Origin of the sequence: Chryseobacterium populi (assembly GCF_000282115.1) — a bacterium.
Taxonomy (GTDB): Bacteria; Bacteroidota; Bacteroidia; order Flavobacteriales; family Weeksellaceae; genus Chryseobacterium; species Chryseobacterium populi.
This window is the reverse complement of the sequence record NZ_AKJY01000078.1, coordinates 1-19,265: the sequence shown is the minus strand read 5'-3', so window position 1 is coordinate 19,265 and position 19,265 is coordinate 1. Positions and strand designations below refer to the sequence as shown.

Annotated in this window: 16 protein-coding genes and 1 tRNA gene; 9 read left to right on the top strand and 8 right to left on the bottom strand. The window is 38.5% G+C overall.

Annotated features, from left to right (window positions below; genetic code table 11):
- Nucleotides 1-56 precede the first annotated feature (56 nt).
- Nucleotides 57-1,364, bottom strand: coding sequence for a UDP-N-acetylglucosamine 1-carboxyvinyltransferase (murA, locus tag PMI13_RS16545; protein ID WP_007845809.1), 1,308 nt, complete (start codon nt 1,362-1,364; stop codon nt 57-59).
- Nucleotides 1,364-2,020 (bottom strand): DUF4290 domain-containing protein, encoded by a 657-nt coding sequence (locus tag PMI13_RS16540; RefSeq protein WP_007845807.1) that lies wholly within the window; start codon nt 2,018-2,020, stop codon nt 1,364-1,366. Before PMI13_RS16540 ends, murA begins: the two co-directional genes overlap by 1 nt.
- Nucleotides 2,021-2,209: 189 nt before the next feature.
- On the opposite strand from PMI13_RS16540, the gene PMI13_RS16535 reads away from it, so the two are divergent.
- Nucleotides 2,210-3,643: an alpha-amylase gene (locus PMI13_RS16535; protein WP_007845805.1), complete on the top strand. Its 1,434-nt coding sequence runs from the start codon at nt 2,210-2,212 to the stop codon at nt 3,641-3,643.
- A 107-nt stretch (nt 3,644-3,750) separates the two neighbouring features.
- On the opposite strand, the gene PMI13_RS16530 is transcribed toward PMI13_RS16535, so the two are convergent.
- Nucleotides 3,751-4,167 (bottom strand): thiol-disulfide oxidoreductase DCC family protein, encoded by a 417-nt coding sequence (locus tag PMI13_RS16530; RefSeq protein WP_007845804.1) that lies wholly within the window; start codon nt 4,165-4,167, stop codon nt 3,751-3,753.
- Nucleotides 4,168-4,175: 8 nt separating this feature from the next.
- A complete protein-coding gene (locus tag PMI13_RS16525) occupies nt 4,176-4,637 on the bottom strand; it encodes a heme-binding domain-containing protein (protein ID WP_007845802.1) in 462 nt (153 codons plus the stop codon).
- 282 nt (nt 4,638-4,919) lie between these two features.
- On the opposite strand from PMI13_RS16525, the gene katG reads away from it, so the two are divergent.
- The 3 genes from katG to PMI13_RS16510 all read left to right on the top strand — a co-directional run bounded on the left by katG (nt 4,920) and on the right by PMI13_RS16510 (nt 9,679).
- Nucleotides 4,920-7,196 carry a catalase/peroxidase HPI gene (gene katG / locus PMI13_RS16520; protein ID WP_007845801.1) on the top strand — a complete coding sequence of 759 codons (2,277 nt, stop codon included), beginning with the start codon at nt 4,920-4,922 and terminating at the stop codon, nt 7,194-7,196.
- A 266-nt stretch (nt 7,197-7,462) separates the two neighbouring features.
- Entirely contained in the window at nt 7,463-8,308 is an 846-nt protein-coding gene (locus tag PMI13_RS16515; RefSeq protein WP_034670117.1) for a glycosyltransferase family 2 protein, read from the top strand.
- A gap of 246 nt (nt 8,309-8,554) precedes the next feature.
- Nucleotides 8,555-9,679, top strand: a complete 1,125-nt coding sequence (locus PMI13_RS16510; RefSeq protein ID WP_156104466.1) for a hypothetical protein — start codon at nt 8,555-8,557, stop codon at nt 9,677-9,679.
- A 98-nt stretch (nt 9,680-9,777) separates the two neighbouring features.
- Here PMI13_RS16510 and PMI13_RS16505 read toward each other — a convergent pair.
- Nucleotides 9,778-9,848, bottom strand: a tRNA-Gln gene (locus tag PMI13_RS16505).
- A 253-nt stretch (nt 9,849-10,101) separates the two neighbouring features.
- Here PMI13_RS16505 and der point away from each other — a divergent pair.
- Nucleotides 10,102-11,412, top strand: coding sequence for a ribosome biogenesis GTPase Der (gene der / locus PMI13_RS16500; RefSeq protein WP_007845795.1), 1,311 nt, complete (start codon nt 10,102-10,104; stop codon nt 11,410-11,412).
- Nucleotides 11,413-11,522: 110 nt separating this feature from the next.
- On the top strand, nt 11,523-12,173 hold the full coding sequence (gene upp, locus PMI13_RS16495) for a uracil phosphoribosyltransferase (RefSeq protein WP_007845793.1): 651 nt from the start codon (nt 11,523-11,525) through the stop codon (nt 12,171-12,173).
- Between the two features lie 4 nt (nt 12,174-12,177).
- Here the strand turns inward: upp and PMI13_RS16490 are convergent, their stop codons facing one another.
- From PMI13_RS16490 to PMI13_RS16480, 3 genes are all read right to left on the bottom strand, one after another.
- Nucleotides 12,178-12,867 (bottom strand): alpha/beta fold hydrolase, encoded by a 690-nt coding sequence (locus PMI13_RS16490; protein ID WP_007845791.1) that lies wholly within the window; start codon nt 12,865-12,867, stop codon nt 12,178-12,180.
- A 115-nt stretch (nt 12,868-12,982) separates the two neighbouring features.
- Nucleotides 12,983-13,636 (bottom strand): ComF family protein, encoded by a 654-nt coding sequence (locus tag PMI13_RS16485; RefSeq protein WP_007845789.1) that lies wholly within the window; start codon nt 13,634-13,636, stop codon nt 12,983-12,985.
- A gap of 131 nt (nt 13,637-13,767) precedes the next feature.
- The gene (locus PMI13_RS16480; protein WP_007845787.1) at nt 13,768-15,246 is read right to left on the bottom strand and encodes a helix-turn-helix domain-containing protein; all 1,479 of its coding nucleotides are present in this window, start codon (nt 15,244-15,246) and stop codon (nt 13,768-13,770) included.
- 126 nt (nt 15,247-15,372) lie between these two features.
- Here PMI13_RS16480 and aceB point away from each other — a divergent pair, with 126 nt between their 5' ends.
- From aceB to PMI13_RS16465, 3 genes are all read left to right on the top strand, one after another.
- Nucleotides 15,373-16,947: a malate synthase A gene (gene aceB, locus PMI13_RS16475; protein ID WP_007845786.1), complete on the top strand. Its 1,575-nt coding sequence runs from the start codon at nt 15,373-15,375 to the stop codon at nt 16,945-16,947.
- Between the two features lie 104 nt (nt 16,948-17,051).
- Nucleotides 17,052-18,332, top strand: a complete 1,281-nt coding sequence (aceA, locus tag PMI13_RS16470; RefSeq protein WP_007845785.1) for an isocitrate lyase — start codon at nt 17,052-17,054, stop codon at nt 18,330-18,332.
- A gap of 98 nt (nt 18,333-18,430) precedes the next feature.
- Nucleotides 18,431-18,820, top strand: a complete 390-nt coding sequence (locus PMI13_RS16465; RefSeq protein WP_007845784.1) for an acyl-CoA thioesterase — start codon at nt 18,431-18,433, stop codon at nt 18,818-18,820.
- The last annotated feature ends 445 nt before the right edge of the window (nt 18,821-19,265 follow it).

The window sequence follows — 19,265 nt, the reverse complement described above, 5'->3', positions numbered from 1 at the left end:
ATAAAAAAGCGTTCAAAAATATTTTTGAACGCTTTTTTATTTTGTAGAAGGATCTTTTAGATTCTTTCAATATCAGCACCAATGGCTCTGAGCCTGCCGTCAATATTTTCATAACCTCTGTCGATCTGCTCGATATTATGGATAATTGATTTTCCTTCTGCGGAAAGAGCAGCAATAAGAAGCGCATTTCCTGCCCTGATATCCGGGGAAACCATTGTAGTTCCTCTAAGTGGAGTTTCCTGGTTTAATCCGATTACAGTAGCTCTGTGCGGGTCACATAAAATAATCTGTGCTCCCATATCGATAAGGCGGTCTACAAAAAATAACCTGGATTCAAACATTTTCTGATGAACCAAGATACTTCCCTTTGCCTGGGTGGCTACCACTAAAATAATCGATAACAGATCCGGCGTGAATCCCGGCCATGGAGCATCAGAGATTGTAAGAATAGATCCGTCGATAAATTTCTGGATTTTATAATTTTCCTGAGCCGGAATATAAATATCATCATTACTCTGTTCAAGCTGAATTCCCAGTTTTCTGAAAGTATTTGGAATAACCCCAAGCTGGTTCCAGTTTACATTTTTGATGGTGATTTCAGATTTGGTCATTGCCGCAAGGCCGATCCATGATCCGATTTCTACCATATCAGGAAGCATGGTATGCTCAGTCCCTCGAAGATAATCAACTCCTTCAATCGTTAAAAGATTGGAACCTATTCCTGAAATATTGGCGCCCATCCTGTTCAGCATTTTACAAAGCTGTTGCAGGTAAGGTTCGCAAGCTGCGTTATAAATTCTTGTCTTTCCTTTGGCCAGGGTTGCAGCCATGACAATATTAGCTGTTCCTGTTACGGAAGCTTCTTCTAATAAAATGAATTTTCCATTAAGTTCCTTAGCCTTTAATGAATAGAAATATTCATCTTCATCATAATGAAACTCAGCACCCAGCTCTACCAGTCCCTGGAAATGAGTGTCTAATCTTCTTCTTCCGATTTTATCACCACCCGGTGTTGGCATATAAGCTTCTCCGTATCTGGCGAGCATCGGTCCCATAAGCATAATTGACCCGCGCAGTTTTGCACCGTCCTTTTTAAACTCATTGGATTTTATATAATCAAAATTAACCTGGTCAGCTTTAAACGTAAAATCTCCCTGACCGTTTTTAGTAACTTTTACACCAAAATCCCCCAGAATCTCAATCAGCCTGTTTACATCATGAATGTCCGGAATATTTTTAATCCTCACTTCTTCATCAGTCAGCAAAACTGCACATAAAATCTGTAAAGCCTCATTTTTAGCTCCCTGTGGAGTTATTTCCCCTTGCAGTCTTTTTCCTCCTCTTATTTGAAATGTTCCACTCATTATTTTCTGTTTTTATGATTGTTATTGTGCCTTCTTTTGTTGGTTTGGTTTTGATTTTTGTTGTTATTATTGCTGCTGTTTTTATTATTGTTACGATTGTTGGTCGTATAATAAATTTTACTTTTCTCCAGAGATTCTATCCCTGTCAGATCCAGTCTGTTTTCAGATAGCTCTTTAAGGTGACGGAAAATCACATCATCTGTAACGTGCTCTTTGTTGTACACATTGTAAGACTTCTTCATATTATTGGCGATTACCTCAATCAGTGCTTCTTTCTCATCACCGTTTTCAAGTTCTATAGCCTTTTCTATTAGCTGAAGGATGCTTTTCCCGTAAAATTTGAAGTCGCCCTGAAGTTTAGGGTACTCCATTTTTTTTGGTTTTTCAGCTAATTCCTCTTTCGTTGGGAACGGATATGGTGAGTCTACATCAAGATCATAATTAGCCAGAATAAAAAGATGATCCCAAAGTTTGTGCTTATAATTTTCTTCATCACGAAGTTGGGGGTTTCTCTGACCCATAAAATCGATGATTGCCATTGCCATTTCATTTTTCTCCTCTTTTGAAGAAAGCTCTTTGCAACGCTCAACCAACTGTTGTATAATTCTGCCGTATTCCGGCATATGAAGCTGGGTTTTTTGGGTGTTATATTCCATAGTATGCAAATATATGCATTAAAAGAAAAATTGTCTTTAAAATATTAAAAGTTTATGATTTTTTAATGAAAAATTAAATAATGTTTTCAAGAGATTTATTATTAAAAGATGAAATTATTTCCCTTGAATTGAAATTTGTTTTAATAAAAGTGTAATTTAGTTAATAGTTTAATAATTAAAACATTCTCTATGAAAAAAACACATTTCTTACTTTCTGTTCTGGCTTTGGGGTTGGTGAGCTCATGTCAGACAGGCGATGAAACGGTAAATGAAACTCCCCAACAATTAGAAGTTCATGATAAAACGGTAAACGTTACCCATCATGATGGGCGGCCTTTCAGTACAGGAAGCTCGGCGGTTAATGGAAAATTTATTGCAGGTCCTGGAGGTGGCGTCTTGATGCAGGGATTTTATTGGGATGTTCCCGATGGTGGAAGCTGGTGGAATACCGTTAAAGATAAACTCACAGGCTGGTCTGATTCAGGAATTAATGCAGTATGGCTGCCGCCAGCGTCAAAAGCGCAGAACGGTGCCTACTCAATGGGGTATGATCCTACCGATTATTATGATTTCGGAAATTATAACCAAAATGGAAGCATTGAAACCCGTTTCGGCTCAAGAACTGAACTTGAAGCTTTGATTACAAAAGCACATGCTGAAAATATGCAGGTGTATGCCGATATCGTTATCAATCATAACAGTGGCGGGCAGTCTGAAGCAAATCCTTATACCGGAACCAATACCTGGACGAATTTTTCAGGGGTGGCTTCAGGAAAATTCACAAGAAATTATAATGATTTTTACAAAAACGCTTACGGAAATAATGATGAAGGTGCTTTCGGCGGATTTCCGGATCTGTGTCATGCGAATCCATATGTTCAGGACTGGCTTTGGAGAAGAGATGATTCTGTCGGAAAATATTATAAAAATGTAATGAAGTTCGACGGCTGGCGGTTTGATTATGTGAAAGGTTTCGGAGCCTGGGTGGTCAATAGCTGGAATTCAAACGTAGGTGGTTTTTCTGTTGGTGAATTATGGGATTCAAATGTAAATACCCTGGAATCATGGGCCAATAATGCCAACAGTTCCGTATTTGATTTTGCAGCCTATTATAAAATGGATGAAGCTTTTGATAACGGGAATCTAAATGCCTTAAATGATGATATGATGTGGAAAAGGAACCCATATAAGGCTGTAACATTTGTGGCGAATCACGACACCGATGTTATCTACAACAAAATGCCTGCCTATGCCTATATTCTTACCCATGAGGGATATCCCACCATCTTTTACAGGGATTATGAAGAATGGCTGGATAAAGCCAGTTTAAATAACCTGATCTGGATCCATAATAATAAAGCCACGGGAACCACTTCGATCCTGTATACTGATAACGATGAATATATTGCAAGACGTAATGGGTATAATGGGAATCCGGGACTTGTAGTGTATATCAATACTTCTTCGAGCTGGCAGGAACGTTGGGTTGACACTAACTGGACCAGCCAGCAGATTAAAGACTTTACGGGCCATTCGACATGGTATCCTACTACTGCAGGAGATAAACGTGTTAAAATTCAATGTCCGCCGAATAGCTATTCAGTCTGGTCATTAAACCAATAATAAATAAGCTGCTTCAGGATTGTGAAGCAGCTTTATTTTTTCTAAAACTTAATACAAAGAAAAGTTGTTCATAGAATAATCTGAACACATAAATTCTTTAAAAAATTTTAAACTTCTATAAATTTCTTTTTCTGATGCTGGTCTGGCAGAAAACACTTTTGATTTGATAATTTCATTCTATTTCTTGAAACCAGATCATACACTCTGTCACTCACTATAGGGGACATCAATTTTCCCAACAGGCTTAAAGCTTTATAAATTCCACCTAAAATATCAGCGATTTTTAAAATTGCACGGGATTTTTCCAGGTAATACCTGCCGGGTTTCCATAGGTATAAAGTATTGAACTGTTGGGTTTCCAAGCCTCTTTCAGATAAGAAATTCTGGCCAAAACCGGATTGTAAAGAAGCAAACATGAACCGGTCTTTTTGATCCCGTTCTAAAATCCATTGTACCCAGAAGTTGCAGACTCCGCATTCTCCGTCAAAAAAGACGATATATTTATGTTCCCATTTTTGTTGCATGGTCTTTTTTAAAATGACATTGATCTCTCGGTGTCCTGTTTTGCTGTTTTAAAATATTGAATCAATTTCTGCCGTTGCGCTGAGGTTAATTTAGCATTCTGATGACCTATATAATAAGAAGGTAAAGGCATTTCCTCTTTTTCAGTCATTTCAATACATTCCTGCAATAAGTGTACCTGTTTTTTTGGCTCATAAACCGCAAAAGTAGAAAAATTTAAATGTTTTCTTCCCTCATCAATATGATTTTTCAAAAACCAGGAAAAAGGGGAAAAATTAGAATACCATGGATATTTTGTTTCATTAGAATGACAATCATAGCAGGAAACAGTAATGATCTGGGCGATTTCAGGGGGTGTCTTTTTGATCTTTAAAAAATCCATACCCGGTGTAAGTGGTGGATTTGTTTTGTCGATGGGAAAAAACTGGATGATAATGAAGGCTACCAGAATGATGATTAATACTTTTTTCATAAGGCTGGATTAAGGTCTTGCAGCATAAAAATAGTCAATTTTTAATAGATTTTAGCTAGAATTATTCTAAATAATAATGATTTTATAATCTACGATTCAGAAGGATATGAAATTTTATTAACTTAATAGCAGTGATAATGGAGCGAGGGGATGATTATTGTTTATAGTTTTTAACTATCATAAATATAATTTTAATAGATTGTATTTATTAAATAACTGTTGTAAGTTTGTTTTGCCATACGAAAGCAAACTACATTAATCAATATAAAAATTTAAACTACAATGGAAAAAGATTCAAATGACATCAGTAAATGCCCGTTTCATAACGGCTCCATGAAACAGAATGTTGCCGGTGGCGGAACCCAGAACCAGGATTGGTGGCCCAATCATTTAAGAGTGGATATTCTTCGTCAGCATTCATCATTGTCAGATCCTATGGATAAGGATTTTGATTATGCCGAAGCTTTTAAAAGCCTGGATCTTGAGGCGGTAAAAAAAGATTTACATGCTCTAATGACAGATTCACAGGATTGGTGGCCTGCAGATTTTGGACATTACGGTCCATTCTTTATCCGTATGGCATGGCACAGTGCAGGAACTTATCGTGTAGGTGACGGCAGAGGAGGTGCAGGTGCAGGACAGCAGCGTTTTGCACCGTTAAACAGCTGGCCGGATAACGTAAGTCTTGATAAAGCCAGAAGATTGGTTTGGCCTGTTAAGCAGAAATATGGCAATAAAATATCATGGGCAGATCTTTTGATTTTAACGGGTAATGTCGCCCTTGAATCGATGGGTTTTAAAACCTTTGGGTTTGCCGGTGGCCGTGAAGATGTATGGGAACCGGATCAGGATGTATACTGGGGTGCTGAGAAAACATGGTTAGGAGGAGATTTACGGTATGCACACGGTTCAGAAGGTGTAGATAAAAGAGGAGTTGTACTTCCTTCCGATGATAATGCAGACGGTGAACTGCACTCAAGAAATCTTGAAAAGCCTTTGGCAGCAGTACAGATGGGCCTTATTTATGTAAATCCTGAAGGTCCTGATGGAAACCCTGATCCGATTGCAGCAGCTAAAGATATCCGCGATACTTTCGGGCGCATGGCAATGAATGATGAAGAAACAGTAGCTTTAATTGCCGGTGGGCATACTTTCGGAAAAACACACGGTGCCGGCCCGGCGGATCATGTGGGTAAAGAACCTGAAGGTGCAGGAATTGAATCACAGGGTTTAGGATGGAATAGCAGTTATAAATCAGGGAAAGGTGCCGATGCCATCTCAAGCGGATTAGAAGTTACCTGGACTGAAACACCAACGGAATGGAGCAATTACTTCTTTAAAAACCTTTTTGAAAACGAGTGGGAACTTACCAAAAGCCCCGCAGGAGCTCATCAATGGATCGCTAAAAATGGAGAAGAGATCATTCCTGATGCTTTTGATTCTTCTAAAAAGCACAGGCCGACAATGCTTACTACCGATCTTTCGTTGAGGCTGGATCCGGTTTACGAAAAAATATCCAGACGTTTCTATGAAGATCCTGATGCCTTTGCAGATGCTTTTGCAAGAGCCTGGTTTAAGCTTACCCACAGGGATATGGGGCCGCGTGTCCGTTATTTAGGGCCCGATGTTCCGGCAGAAAAATTAATCTGGCAGGATCCTATTCCTGAAGTAGATCATGTTTTGATAGACAATAATGATATTGATGCATTGAAAGTCAAAATTATCAGTTCAGGATTAAGCATTTCCGAATTGGTATCTACAGCATGGGCTTCGGCCTCCACATTCAGAGGAAGTGATAAGCGTGGTGGTGCCAACGGGGCAAGAATCCGTCTTGAACCTCAGAAATTCTGGGCAGTAAATAATCCTGCTCAGCTTCAGAAGGTTCTGAATGGTCTTGAAAATATACGGAAAGAATTTAACGATGCACAAACCGGCGGTAAAAAAGTATCATTGGCTGATCTTATTGTACTGGCAGGAACTGCAGCAGTTGAAAAAGCAGCGAAAGATGCAGGGCATGAAATTACAGTTTCTTTTGCTCCCGGCCGTATGGATGCCTCACAGGAAGAGACCTATGTAGAATCAATGGGATATCTGGAGCCTGCAGCTGACGGTTTCCGTAATTATCTGAAAAGAAAATATGCAGTGTCAACAGAAGCGTTATTGATAGACAGAGCGCAATTGCTGACACTTACAGCTCCTGAATTAACAGTGCTGATCGGTGGAATGCGTGCACTTGATACCAATTTTGATGGTTCAAAGCACGGAGTATTTACCCAACGTCCCGGACTTCTGACCAATGATTTCTTTGTTAATCTTTTGGATATGAGTACCCAATGGAAAGCAATGTCTGATGATCAAGAATTATACGTAGGAACCAGTCGCAGTACCGGCGATGTAAAATGGACGGCAACAAGGGCGGATCTGGTTTTTGGCTCCAATTCTGAGCTGAGGGCAGTCGCTGAAGTATATGGAAGTTCTGATGGAGAAGCAAAATTTGTAAAAGATTTTGCTGCAGCATGGACGAAAGTGATGGATTTGGACAGATTTGATCTGCATTAATTCGTCCTCAATATATTTTAAGATAAAACCATCCTGTAAAGGGTGGTTTTTTAGTTACTATAAAATGAATTTAATTATACAGTTAATAAATATAGTTTAGAATAATATTATAAAGAATGTTCGTTTTTTTCGCATTTAACCGGTCAGTCTCATTAAAAGAATAATACACTTATTAGTTTCAATTAGCTTTAAAAATTAAATGTTTTTATTTTTAAAAGTAAAAAATTAAACTAAATACCATGTTTTATATGAATAGGATGTCTGCATTGAAATTCTTAATTGTTATTCCTGCCCATAATGAAGAAAATTTTATTTTATCTTGTCTGGAATCTATTGACAGACAGTCTTTCCAGAATTTTGATTGTGTGATTGTGAACGACGGTTCAACAGATAATACACAGGGGATTATAGAAAACTTTATAGCTGATCGCCGGAAATTTAGCTTTAAGAATTTATCAGCTTCAATACATGAGCCGGGAGCCAAGGTGGTGAGAACGTTTTATAAGGGTTTGGAGGGGATAGATGTAGAAGAATTTGATGTAATCTGTAAATTCGATGCAGATATTATTTTTCCTGATGACTACCTGGAAAATATCAATAAGGTTTACATGCAAAATCCAAAAGCAGGAATGGTTTCAGGAATGGTGTATGTTAAAGACCCGAATAACGGTTGGAAATATGAAAACCTGTCTTCAAAAAATCACGTTCGCGGTCCTGTAAAATCCTATAGAACCGAATGCTTCTCAGATATGAATGGGCTTCGTCAGGTTTTAGGATGGGACAATATAGATGTCATGCTGGCTAAAATGCACGGCTGGGAAGTCATTACTTTGAAAAATATCTGGGTAAAGCACCTGCGTCCGACTTCTTACCGGTATACATTTCAGAAAGCTGAAAAGCTCGGACAGTATTTTTATAATTTGGGCCTCAGTTTTCCTTTAACAGTAATTTCTTCTGCAAAATCTTCTTTCAAAAATAAATCTGTTTCAGAGTTTTTTATTACCATGAAAACTTTTGTCAGGCAAAACGGAAAATATGAGTTATCAGCTGATGAAATAAAATACATCAGAAAATTGCGGTGGAAAAGTATGTTCGAAAAATTAAAAGTTTAATTTCTGAAGCCTTTTGATGTAATCTGTACACAGGCTTAAATTACAGGATAATTCTATTCAAACTGTAGACCCACAAAAATCAATGTAAATGTATTCAGAGTTTTTATTTAATAATGCTGTTGCTAAAATGGTTTGTGTAAATAGGTTTTGTGGTTTGTTTTTTTTAATTTAATCCTTTGTTTTTTAGTTATTTAATAATTTATGAATGATAATGTTTTAAATTTAATAACTAAAAACTTTAACACCATGAAAAAAAGCTTAATCATTGTATCAGTAGCTCTGATATCAAATTTAATGTTTGCTCAAGTAGGAATAAACACTCCTGATCCACAAGCATCATTAGATATCCAAAGCAAAGGAAATACTGCTTCAACCAAGGCAATGAGAATCAACAATTCTGATAATACTGAAATGATTACCATCACAGATGCAGGAAGAGTAGGGATTGGAATAGTTATTCCGGACAGTCCGCTTCACATTGCCACGTCAGATCCCAATGGGATAATAAGTGAGAGGGCATCTACTTCCGCAGTAGGCTCTCCTTCCTACCTAATACTAAGAAGAAATAATGCTGCTACTCCAACTGTTAATGGTGCAGTATCATCCGGAAATGGTTTGGGAGCAATTGTTTTTTCAGGAAATACGGGAAATGGTTATGAAGGCAGCCTCATTACAGCATATACATCGATTGTGGGCTATGCGACAGAAAATTATTCAACCGGAACTCAGGGATCAGAGCTGAGGTTTTATACAGTCCCTAATGGAACAGCCACCAATGCGGAAAGAATGACAATAAAAAACGACGGAAATCTCGGAGTAGGAACAAATACTCCTACAACTAAACTAGATGTGGCAGGTACTGCGAGAATAAGGACTATGGATATTGCAGCCGGACCTATAATTGTTACCCCAGTTTATGCTGATACGAATGGGGTTTTGAATAAGGCTGTCAGTAATGTATATGGCGCAGTTATCAATAATATGGTTACTGTGGCATCAGGAGGCACGGGTACTCTGATTACCGGTATTGCCGAAGGTGGTGGATATAAAGCTGTTGTATATGTTACTAATGCCTGTGGCCGCATTGCTGTTGCAGAGTACTATGTCACGAATGTTAATTTCAATAATGCCTTTTCGATTAAAGGGATAGATGGGCTTTTGAATACAGATACCACTATTAAAGGGCCTACATTTACTGAAGTAAACAGAAATACAACATCGGTAGTCTGGTCTGGCGTGCCAAATTGTGCAGGAGGAACGAGTACAGTATTCAGCTATACTTTGACAATGCCCTCAATGGGAATAATAAATGTTACTAATGATGGAAATATAAGCTTAGATTACAGGATAATCCTTACAAGAATTTTTTAACTTCCTTAATCATTCATTGGAGCTGTGTCTATCATAAGAATAAATGATGATAACAAAACAATCTACTGATCATCAGTAGATTGCTTTATTTCAAACTGTAGACTCACAGGGATTCGAACCCCAGATGACTGAACCAAAATCAGTAGTGTTACCGCTACACCATGAGTCTCTGTTTTAGTGGCGCAAATGTATAAAATTATCCTGTTCAAGAAAAATATTTTTTCAGATAATTGCTGAAATTAATAAAAAAATGATTGAATTTAAATATTATAGGCTGATAAACAACGATTTAAATAAGAGCATAAAAAGCTTTCCATTGCCGGAATTTTTAATTGCTAAATAATAAAATCCTATCTTTGCAAAAAAATTGGGCTCCAAGAGTTGGAGAAACCCATTAATAATCAGTTTATTAAACATTTTTTATGTCGAATATTGTCGCAATCGTTGGGCGTCCCAATGTAGGAAAATCCACACTTTTTAACCGTTTACTTGAAAGAAGAGAAGCCATTGTAGATTCTACTGCCGGTGTTACCAGAGACCGTCATTACGGAAAATCTGACTGGAACGGAGTAGACTTTACCGTGATTGATACAGGAGGTTATGATGTAGGTACAGAGGATATTTTCGAACAGGAAATCCGTAAACAGGTACAATTGGCAGTGGATGAAGCTACTTCTATTATTTTTATGATGAATGTGGAAGAAGGTCTTACCGATACCGATTATGAAATCTATGAACTTTTACGAAGATCCAATAAACCGGTATACATTGTAATCAATAAAGTGGATTCTGCAAAAGAAGAGCTTCCGGCAACAGAATTCTATCAGTTGGGGATCGAAAAATATTACACGCTTTCTTCAGCTACAGGTTCAGGGACGGGAGATTTATTGGATGATATCGTAAAAGATTTCCCTACCACAGAATATAAAGACCCGTTTGAAGGATTGCCTAAAATTACCATTGCAGGTCGTCCGAATGTAGGAAAATCTACTTTAACGAATGCATTGCTGGATGTTGAAAGAAACATTGTTACCGATATTGCAGGAACAACAAGAGACAGTATTCAGACGCTTTATAATAAATTCGGGCATGAGTTTGTACTGGTAGATACTGCAGGAATGCGCCGTAAGGCGAAGGTTTCTGAAGATCTTGAATTTTACTCTGTCATGAGATCCATCCGTTCCATTGAGTATTCTGATGTGGTGATCATTATGGTAGATGCTACACAGGGATGGGAATCCCAGGATATGAACATCTTCGGACTGGCACAGAAAAACAGAAAAGGAATTGTGATCCTGGTAAATAAATGGGATTTAATTGAAGATAAGAAAACCAATACCATCCGTGATTTTGAAAAGCAAATCAAAGATAAGATCGGACAGTTTCAGGATATTCCGATTCTGTTTGTCTCTGCTTTAACGAAGCAAAGAATCCTGAAAGCAGTAGAAGTTGCGATGGAAGTATATGAAGACCGTAAAAAGAAAATCAAGACTTCAAAATTAAATGAAGTGATGCTTCCGATTTTTGAGCAGACTCCACCGCCGGCAATCAAAGGAAAATATATTAAAATCAAATATTGTGTGCAGCTTCCGACGCCGTCACCACAATTTGTATTCTTCTGTAACCTGCCGCAATATGTAAAAGAGCCATACAAAAGATTTACTGAAAACCAGCTGAGAAAAGAATTCGGGTTTACCGGGGTTCCGATTGAAGTGTATTTCAGACAAAAATAAATCCGGTTTGAGGATGAGCTAATGGGCAATTGAAAAAATTATTATATTGATTTTTTAAACCGCTGAACATTATCTCATTCCCAAACTTCAAACTACCTCATTAAATAGCTATGACAATAGAACTTTCAAAACAATTTTCTTTAGTAAACTCATGGATCAATGAGCTTCGGAATGTTGAAATCCAGCATGACAGGATGAGATTCCGTAGAAATATGGAACGTATCGGAGAGATTGCAGCTTTTGAAATCAGTAAGGGTTTAGAACAGAAAGGAATTGAAATTCAGACTCCTTTAGACACGATCAAAGCTCAGGAAATTGCGGTTCAACCTGTTATTACTACCATTTTGAGAGCAGGAGTTCCTTTATTCCAGGGAATTTTAAATTACTTTGACAGGGCAGATTGTGGCTTTGTAGCTGCCTACAGAAAGCACGACGCCAATGATTATTTTTCCATTAAGCAGGATTATTTAACGTGCCCGAGTATTGAAGGAAGACCTTTAATCGTTGCAGACCCGATGCTGGCAACGGGAGCTTCTTTAATCGAAGCGATCAAAGACCTGCTAACAAACGGGAAGCCAACTCAGCTGCATATTGTAGTAGCCATTGCTTCGAGACAAGGTATTGAAACCATTGAAAATGCTTACCCCGATGCTAAAATCTGGGTAGGGGCTATTGATGAGCAGCTTACCTCCAAAGGATATATTACTCCCGGGTTGGGAGATGCAGGAGATTTAAGCTACGGAGAAAAACTTCAGCGATAATTTTTTAAGGAAGGTTCCAGAAATCTTTCATAAGATCCAATAATAATGTTGGTCGTACTTTATCCATAGGATGCTTTGTATCGGGGAGTACGGCCAATTTTGCATTTGGGATGGCCTTATAAACTTCTGCACTTTCTGCCAGGCTTACCATATTGTCTTTATCACCGATCATGATCTGAACGGGAATAGATATTGCAGACAAATGATTATTGTCCAGTGGCGGATTTTTACCCAGAGCAATCATCATATCTGCGATGGCGGGAAGAAGCCGTTTCCATTGAGGCCCGTGCTGGGTTTCCAGCTGTTCTGCATACTTTGGAATTTTCAAAAGTATGGTTTCAGGATCAAGCATTTTACTTTCTGTTAAAGCCTGTTCTTCGGTCCAGTCAAATTTTGTTCCCAATGTCATGATGGAATTTATATTGTCAGAATGTTTTAAAGCATAGCAAAGAGCAACATAACCGCCCATGCTGTGCCCGAAAATATATACATTATTTAAACTTTCTTTTTTGCAATACGCTGCCAGTTCTTCAGTGTATTTTTCAATACTAATCCCGTCCTCTCCGAGCTTGGTCTCACCATGCCCTGAAAACAGCGGAGAATGAATCGTAAAATAGGCTGAAAGCGTTTCTAGGTAAGGATTAAAAATCTCATTGTGGCCCAGAGCTCCATGTAATAAAAGTAAATTTCTCATGATAATTAGCTAGGTTTGAAAATTACGAAAACATTTCAAATCCTTAAAAAAAATTCACCCTCAATAACCCTTCACTCTTAACTCTTAACTCTTAATTCATAACTCATAACTCCCATCATTCATCCATCGCCATCACCAAAATACTCACCTTATTATTTCCCCCATTTAAAATTTCCCATGAGATTGTTGCCAGTGTATTTCCGGTCGTAAAAACATCATCAATTAAAAGAATGTGTCTCCCGGAAATATTTTTTGTAAGTGAAAAATTATTTCCGGCTTCCATACGGTGTTGCTTATCTTTTAAAGCCTGGGCTTTAGAATAATGGTTTCTTTGAATCAGCTGATGATCAAATGGAATCGAGTAAAATTTCGACAGGCTTTCCGTAAACAAGTGCAGCTGGTTATATCCTCTTTCCTTTTGTTTTTTGGGATGAAGAGGAACACTTACCAGCAGATCAGGTTTTTCATCTTTAAAATCAATATATTCCGTGACCCATTCTGCAATTATTTTCCCTGCTTTTTCCCTGCTCCGGTATTTCAGGTCATGGATAATTTTTCTGCTTAGGTTTTCTTTTTCAAACTGCATCAGTGCATAAGCATTTTCAACAGGAAAGAGCAGCTTACATTTTTCTTTCAGTCCATTTTCTCCAGGAAAATTAAAATGGGTAAAATGAATCTGATCGAAACAAAGATTACAGACCAGTAAATTGGCATCGGTGATCCTGTTGCAGTTGAGGCAACGGTTGGGGAAAAGTACGTCTAAAATCATTTGTGTGCTTATAAAAGTTATGAGTTATGAATTAAGAATTAAGAATTAAGAGTTAAGAGTTAAGAGTGATGAGGGGATGTGGGGTTTAATTTTCAAATAGGCTCGGATACTCAAATTCTCTGGTATTCGGGTTAGACACCAATATTTTTTCGCATTTTTTCGATTGCATTTTTCATATTGAGATTAAAATGCTCCTTTTCCAGTCGTACCGGCGGTGCCTGTCTTACCTCACAGTCGGGAATACTGCAGGATTCGCAGGTTACTCCTACATTAAAGGTTTTTAAAGACGGGGATTTGATGAAATTGATTTTCTTAATCGTTTGGGAGTTTAATAAAACCCCGAGACAATAACTCCGGTTGCTTCCATCGGAAAAAGGGTTTTTCTGAGACGTGGAAATAACAAGGTAACTGATCCCCTGATCTTTATAATGAGAGATCTGAGCATCGGTCAATGTTTCATTTTCCTTCAAATGATGCAGGTTTTTAACGGCAATCCATCGTCTGCAGTAGTGTTCGTTGGTTGCATTGGCATGTGGAGCCTGCTGATGATTAAGGTGCAGCTCTTTTAAAATCTGTATTTTATCGGTTCCTTTCTTTTTAACAAGACATAAATAAAACAAATCTTTAATGCCTAATTCAGAAGAAAGAATATTGGTGAGGCGGTAATAAAATGTTTCTGGAGAACGGGTAAAGCTTTCGATGAGGTTTTCAAAACTTTTGGGTTCCCAGTTATTTTGTAAAAAAAATCCGGAGGTTTTTTCAATGATCTGCTCTTTTGAAATGAGCAGTGCACCGGCAAAATAAGAAGCATGAAAATTATTCAGAATTTCTTCAAAACTTCCGAAGTCAAGCCATGAATAAGTATTGGGACGGTTTTTGAATTCCAGCACATTGAATCCTATTTCTTTGGCCATGATAAAAGTTTTCTGGTCCCTTTCAAGCTTGTTGTTGAGAAGCAACAGTTTTTTTTCGGGAATGAATAATGAGCGGAGGTTGTCTAAGGCCCCGTATGTTTCAAAATCTTCAGATTGAATGGTGTAATTGAATTTTTCGGTAAGGATATCCTCTAAAACTTCAGATTTTAAATTTTTACTGAATGTTAAATCGTTTTCAAGAGCAAACTCAATTACTTTTTCTTCAATTTCAGGGAAATAATTATCGTACAATTCCTGAAAAGACCGTAAAACGGCAAAATAAAAACGCTCTTTGCCCAGGTTATAATTTTGAGAAATCTCAATTAGGGCATTGATAAAAGCCGTTACTTTTTTGGGTGCATCGCTGATGATGCTGATTAGGTTGTTCTTGTTGATTCCGAACAGCTCCAACGGGATTTCTTTGAAAAAATCCGATTGCAGGATTTCATTAAAAGGAGCTAAGCTTTTATCAAGCCTGGTGGAAACCAGATCATCAAAAGTACAGTTCAGAGATTCGGAAAGCTGGATGATTTTATCATGCTTGGGATATTTTTTTCCGTTTTCAATTTCATTCAGGTAAGATTTTGATAAACCTGTCTTTACGGCAAGGTCCTGCAGAGACCAATTTTTCTTTTGTCTCTGCTGTTTCAGTTTAAGCCCGAAAATCGTTTTGATAAAGTCACTTTCAGAATTCATGATTCAAATATAAATAATTGCTTATGATTATTTGTAAAAAAAATTTTAAAAAAAATTAGCGAACGTTCGCTGTTTGTGAAAATTTTTATTTATGTTTGTGGCATCAAATCACAAAATCAATATGTTATGGAAACAAAGACCCAAATGAAAATAAAGGCAGACAGCAGGTTTGAAGAAGTTTTTACTCAGGAATTAGCTGATTTTCTGATCGAGCTTCATCAGAACTTCAACGCAGACAGACTTGATCTTTTAGAAGAAAGAAAAAAAACTCAGGCAGAGTTTGATAAAGGAAATTTTCCCGGATTTTTACCGGAAACAGAAAAAATAAGAACCGGAAACTGGGTTTGTGCTCCACTTCCTGAAGACCTTTTGGATCGCAGGGTAGAAATTACAGGACCGGTAGACCGGAAAATGATTATCAATGCTTTGAATTCCGGGGCATCAACTTTCATGGCAGATTTTGAAGACAGCAATTCACCGACATGGAATAATTGCATCCGGGGACAGATCAACCTCTCGGATGCTATCAACCGGAATATAGATTTTACCACCGAGCAGGGGAAATCTTATCAATTGAATGAAGAAACGGCTGTTCTTCTGATTCGCCCGCGAGGTCTTCACCTTCCGGAAAAACATATTGAGATTGATGGGGAAGAAGCTTCAGGCTCTCTGATAGATTTTGGGATTTACTTTTTCAGAAATGCAGAACAGCTTCTGAAAAACGGAAACGGCCCTTATTTTTATCTTCCGAAACTGGAGCATTATAAAGAAGCCCGATGGTGGAATGATGTTTTTATTTTTTCCCAAAACTATCTTGGGATTCCGCAGGGAACTATTAAAGCAACTGTTTTAATTGAAACGATCACGGCTTCATTTCAGCTCGATGAAATTTTATATGAATTGAAGGAACATAGCTCAGGCCTGAACTGCGGGCGATGGGATTATATTTTTTCTTTTATCAAAAAATTCAGGAACCTTCCGGAATTTATTGTTCCCGACAGAGATCAGGTGACCATGGCTTCACCTTTTATGACGGCTTATTCTAAAAGAGTGATTGAAGTCTGCCATAAAAGAAACGTTCATGCGATCGGTGGAATGGCAGCACAGATTCCGATAAAAGATAATTATGAAGCAAACAGTATTGCATTTGAAAAGGTACGTAATGATAAGAAACGTGAAGTAAAAAACGGGCATGACGGAACCTGGGTGGCCCACCCTTCGCTTGTTTCTGTGGCGAAAAATATCTTTGACCGGTACATGCCTTCAAAAAACCAGATCGATAAAAAGTTTGATTACCAGATTAAAGAGCATGATCTGCTTGAAATTCCAAAGGGAGAAATTACAGAAAAAGGGGTCAGGAAAAACATCAATGTCGGTATCCTTTACATCGAAAGCTGGCTGATGGGAACCGGAGCTGCGGCTATTTACCATCTGATGGAAGATGCTGCAACAGCAGAGATTTCAAGAACCCAGGTTTGGCAGTGGCTGAAAAATGAAGCGGTTTTAATTGATGACAGAACATTGACCCGGGAAATGATCCTTCAGTGGGAATTTGAAGAAATAGAGAAGATTGAAAAATATGTAGGAAAAGAACGATTTAAAAGCGGGAAATTCAATCTGGCCAAAGAACTGTTCAATGAGCTGATCTTTTCTGAAAGCTTTGAAGAATTCTTAACGCTGAAAGCCTATCCGTTTATTTAGTTTAAAGTAAATGACCCAACCCGATATCTTTTACTCATCACTCATAATTCATCACTTATAACTCATCACTCGTTTAATCTAAAAACATAAATCCAAAAAATAGTATGAAAACAAGACAAGAACAAATCCAGGCGATAGAAAAAGACTGGCTGACCAACCCGAGATGGAATGGCGTAAAAAGAACTTATACTGCTGAAGATGTATTGAAGCTTCGCGGTTCTTATACAATTGATTATACCATAGCAACTGAAATGTCTAAAAAATTCTGGGAGAAATTAAATAACCGGGATTTTGTTGCCGGCCTGGGTGCTTTAACGGGAAACCAGGCGGTTCAGGAGGTTGATGCCGGCCTGGAAGCTATTTATCTTTCAGGATGGCAGGTGGCGGCAGATGCCAATTTATCAGGTGAAATGTATCCTGACCAGTCTCTGTACCCTGCAAATTCAGTGCCTTCTGTAGTGAAGAAAATTAATAATGCCTTATTGCGTGCAGATCAGATACAGTCTGTGAATGGCGGGGGTGATAAAGAATATCTTGTTCCGATTATTGCAGATGCGGAAGCCGGTTTCGGGGGAAACCTGAATGCTTTTGAGCTGATGAAGCAGATGATTGAGGCAGGAGCAGCGGGAGTACATTTTGAAGATCAGCTGTCTTCTGCCAAAAAATGCGGTCACCTGGGTGGTAAGGTTCTGGTTCCTACCCAGGAAGCAATTAATAAACTGGTGGCAGCACGCCTGGCATCGGATGTTGCGGGAGTTCCTTCGGTGATTATTGCAAGAACGGATGCAGATGCTGCAGATCTCCTGACTTCGGATATTGACGACCGGGATAAAAAATTTGTAACGGAAGAGAGAACTTCGGAAGGGTTTTATGTGGTGAAAAATGGAGTAGAGCAGGGGATTGACCGTGGTTTATCCTATGCGCCTTATGCAGACCTGATCTGGATGGAAACCTCAAATCCGGACCTGGAGTACGCGAGAAAATTTGCAGAAGGGATTCATGCCCAATTCCCGGGAAAAATGCTGGCCTACAATTGCTCACCTTCATTCAACTGGGCAGCAAAGCTGAGTGTTGAGGAAATGACGACCTTCCGTGAAGAGCTGGCCAAAATGGGCTACAAATTCCAGTTTATTACACTGGCAGGCTTCCATGCCCTGAATACGGCAATGTTTGAGCTGGCTCTGGCCTATAAAGAAAGAGGAATGGCCGGGTACTCTGAATTACAGGAACGCGAGTTTGCCCTTCAGTCAAAAGGATTCAGAGCCGTAAAGCACCAGTCTTTTGTGGGAACAGGCTATTTTGACCAGGTACAGAATATTGTGACGAATGGTGAATCGGCTACCGTAGCGATGAAAGACTCAACGGAAATCGCCCAGTTTCATTAAATTATTTCAATTATATAAATTTTTTAATGTAAAACCTTCTCAGTTTTGGGAAGGTTTTATTTTTTTATGTCCTATTTTTGAATAAATATTTGAAGAAGATGAGCTTGGTTTTTGAAAAACAAATAGAGGTAACGGAACAGCATATTGATGGGAACAATCATGTTAACAATGTTCAATACGTTCATTGGGTAGAAGAAATTGCCGGCGAGCACTGGGATTTTGTAAAGCATAAAACCGAATTTGCAGAATTTTCGTGGATGCTTCTCGATCATCATATTCAATATAAGAAGCAGGTGTATTTAAACGATATCATAACGGTGAAAACCTATCCTAAAGCCCCGGAAGGGATTAAGCAGCCCAGAAAAGTTGAGTTTTACTGCAATGGTCAGTTGGTAGTAGATTCCAGCACGCTTTGGGTTTTGGTTGATATGAAAACCCGGAAAATTAAGAGATTGGGAAGTGATTGGCTGGAAAACATCCAGTCTTAATCTCATAAGAGGATGCAATTATTTATTTACCAGATACAGCCATTCGGATAACAGGCTACAGCCGGCTAATAAAGTAGCTATAGGTGGTCTGTAAGTAGCTGAGGCTGGTCTTGAAGTGCCTCCGGACACTTATGCAGGTATCTCCAGGCAGTAATGCAGGTGGTGACAGGCACTTCCGGACCTCCTATGGGTACTTCCGGACCGGGTATACCCCCTTGCCTAAGGGGGTGTAGGTACCTGGATAAGTACCCTCGGGGACTTTGTAACCACCCATGGATACTTGGTATACCGGCTTAGGGTATTGTAAGACCGGGTGGAGGGGTGGTTTTCCTGTAAACTGATGTTGGTCACTCATTTATGTGGGTGTGGGTATGAAGACTTACCCTTTTTGAAGACTTACCCTTTTGGTAGACTTCCCTGTTTTTGAAGACTTACCCTTTTTCAA

Coding starts and splice junctions, on each gene's coding strand:
- PMI13_RS16525 (WP_007845802.1), bottom strand. CDS start 4,637: ATGAAAAAAGTATTAATCATCATTCTGGTAGCCTTCATTATCATCCAG.
- der (WP_007845795.1), top strand. CDS start 10,102: ATGTCGAATATTGTCGCAATCGTTGGGCGTCCCAATGTAGGAAAATCC.
- upp (WP_007845793.1), top strand. CDS start 11,523: ATGACAATAGAACTTTCAAAACAATTTTCTTTAGTAAACTCATGGATC.
- PMI13_RS16530 (WP_007845804.1), bottom strand. CDS start 4,167: ATGCAACAAAAATGGGAACATAAATATATCGTCTTTTTTGACGGAGAA.
- aceB (WP_007845786.1), top strand. CDS start 15,373: ATGGAAACAAAGACCCAAATGAAAATAAAGGCAGACAGCAGGTTTGAA.
- PMI13_RS16480 (WP_007845787.1), bottom strand. CDS start 15,246: ATGAATTCTGAAAGTGACTTTATCAAAACGATTTTCGGGCTTAAACTG.
- PMI13_RS16540 (WP_007845807.1), bottom strand. CDS start 2,020: ATGGAATATAACACCCAAAAAACCCAGCTTCATATGCCGGAATACGGC.
- murA (WP_007845809.1), bottom strand. CDS start 1,364: ATGAGTGGAACATTTCAAATAAGAGGAGGAAAAAGACTGCAAGGGGAA.
- PMI13_RS16485 (WP_007845789.1), bottom strand. CDS start 13,636: ATGATTTTAGACGTACTTTTCCCCAACCGTTGCCTCAACTGCAACAGG.
- aceA (WP_007845785.1), top strand. CDS start 17,052: ATGAAAACAAGACAAGAACAAATCCAGGCGATAGAAAAAGACTGGCTG.
- PMI13_RS16490 (WP_007845791.1), bottom strand. CDS start 12,867: ATGAGAAATTTACTTTTATTACATGGAGCTCTGGGCCACAATGAGATT.
- PMI13_RS16465 (WP_007845784.1), top strand. CDS start 18,431: ATGAGCTTGGTTTTTGAAAAACAAATAGAGGTAACGGAACAGCATATT.
- katG (WP_007845801.1), top strand. CDS start 4,920: ATGGAAAAAGATTCAAATGACATCAGTAAATGCCCGTTTCATAACGGC.
- PMI13_RS16535 (WP_007845805.1), top strand. CDS start 2,210: ATGAAAAAAACACATTTCTTACTTTCTGTTCTGGCTTTGGGGTTGGTG.
- PMI13_RS16510 (WP_156104466.1), top strand. CDS start 8,555: ATGAAAAAAAGCTTAATCATTGTATCAGTAGCTCTGATATCAAATTTA.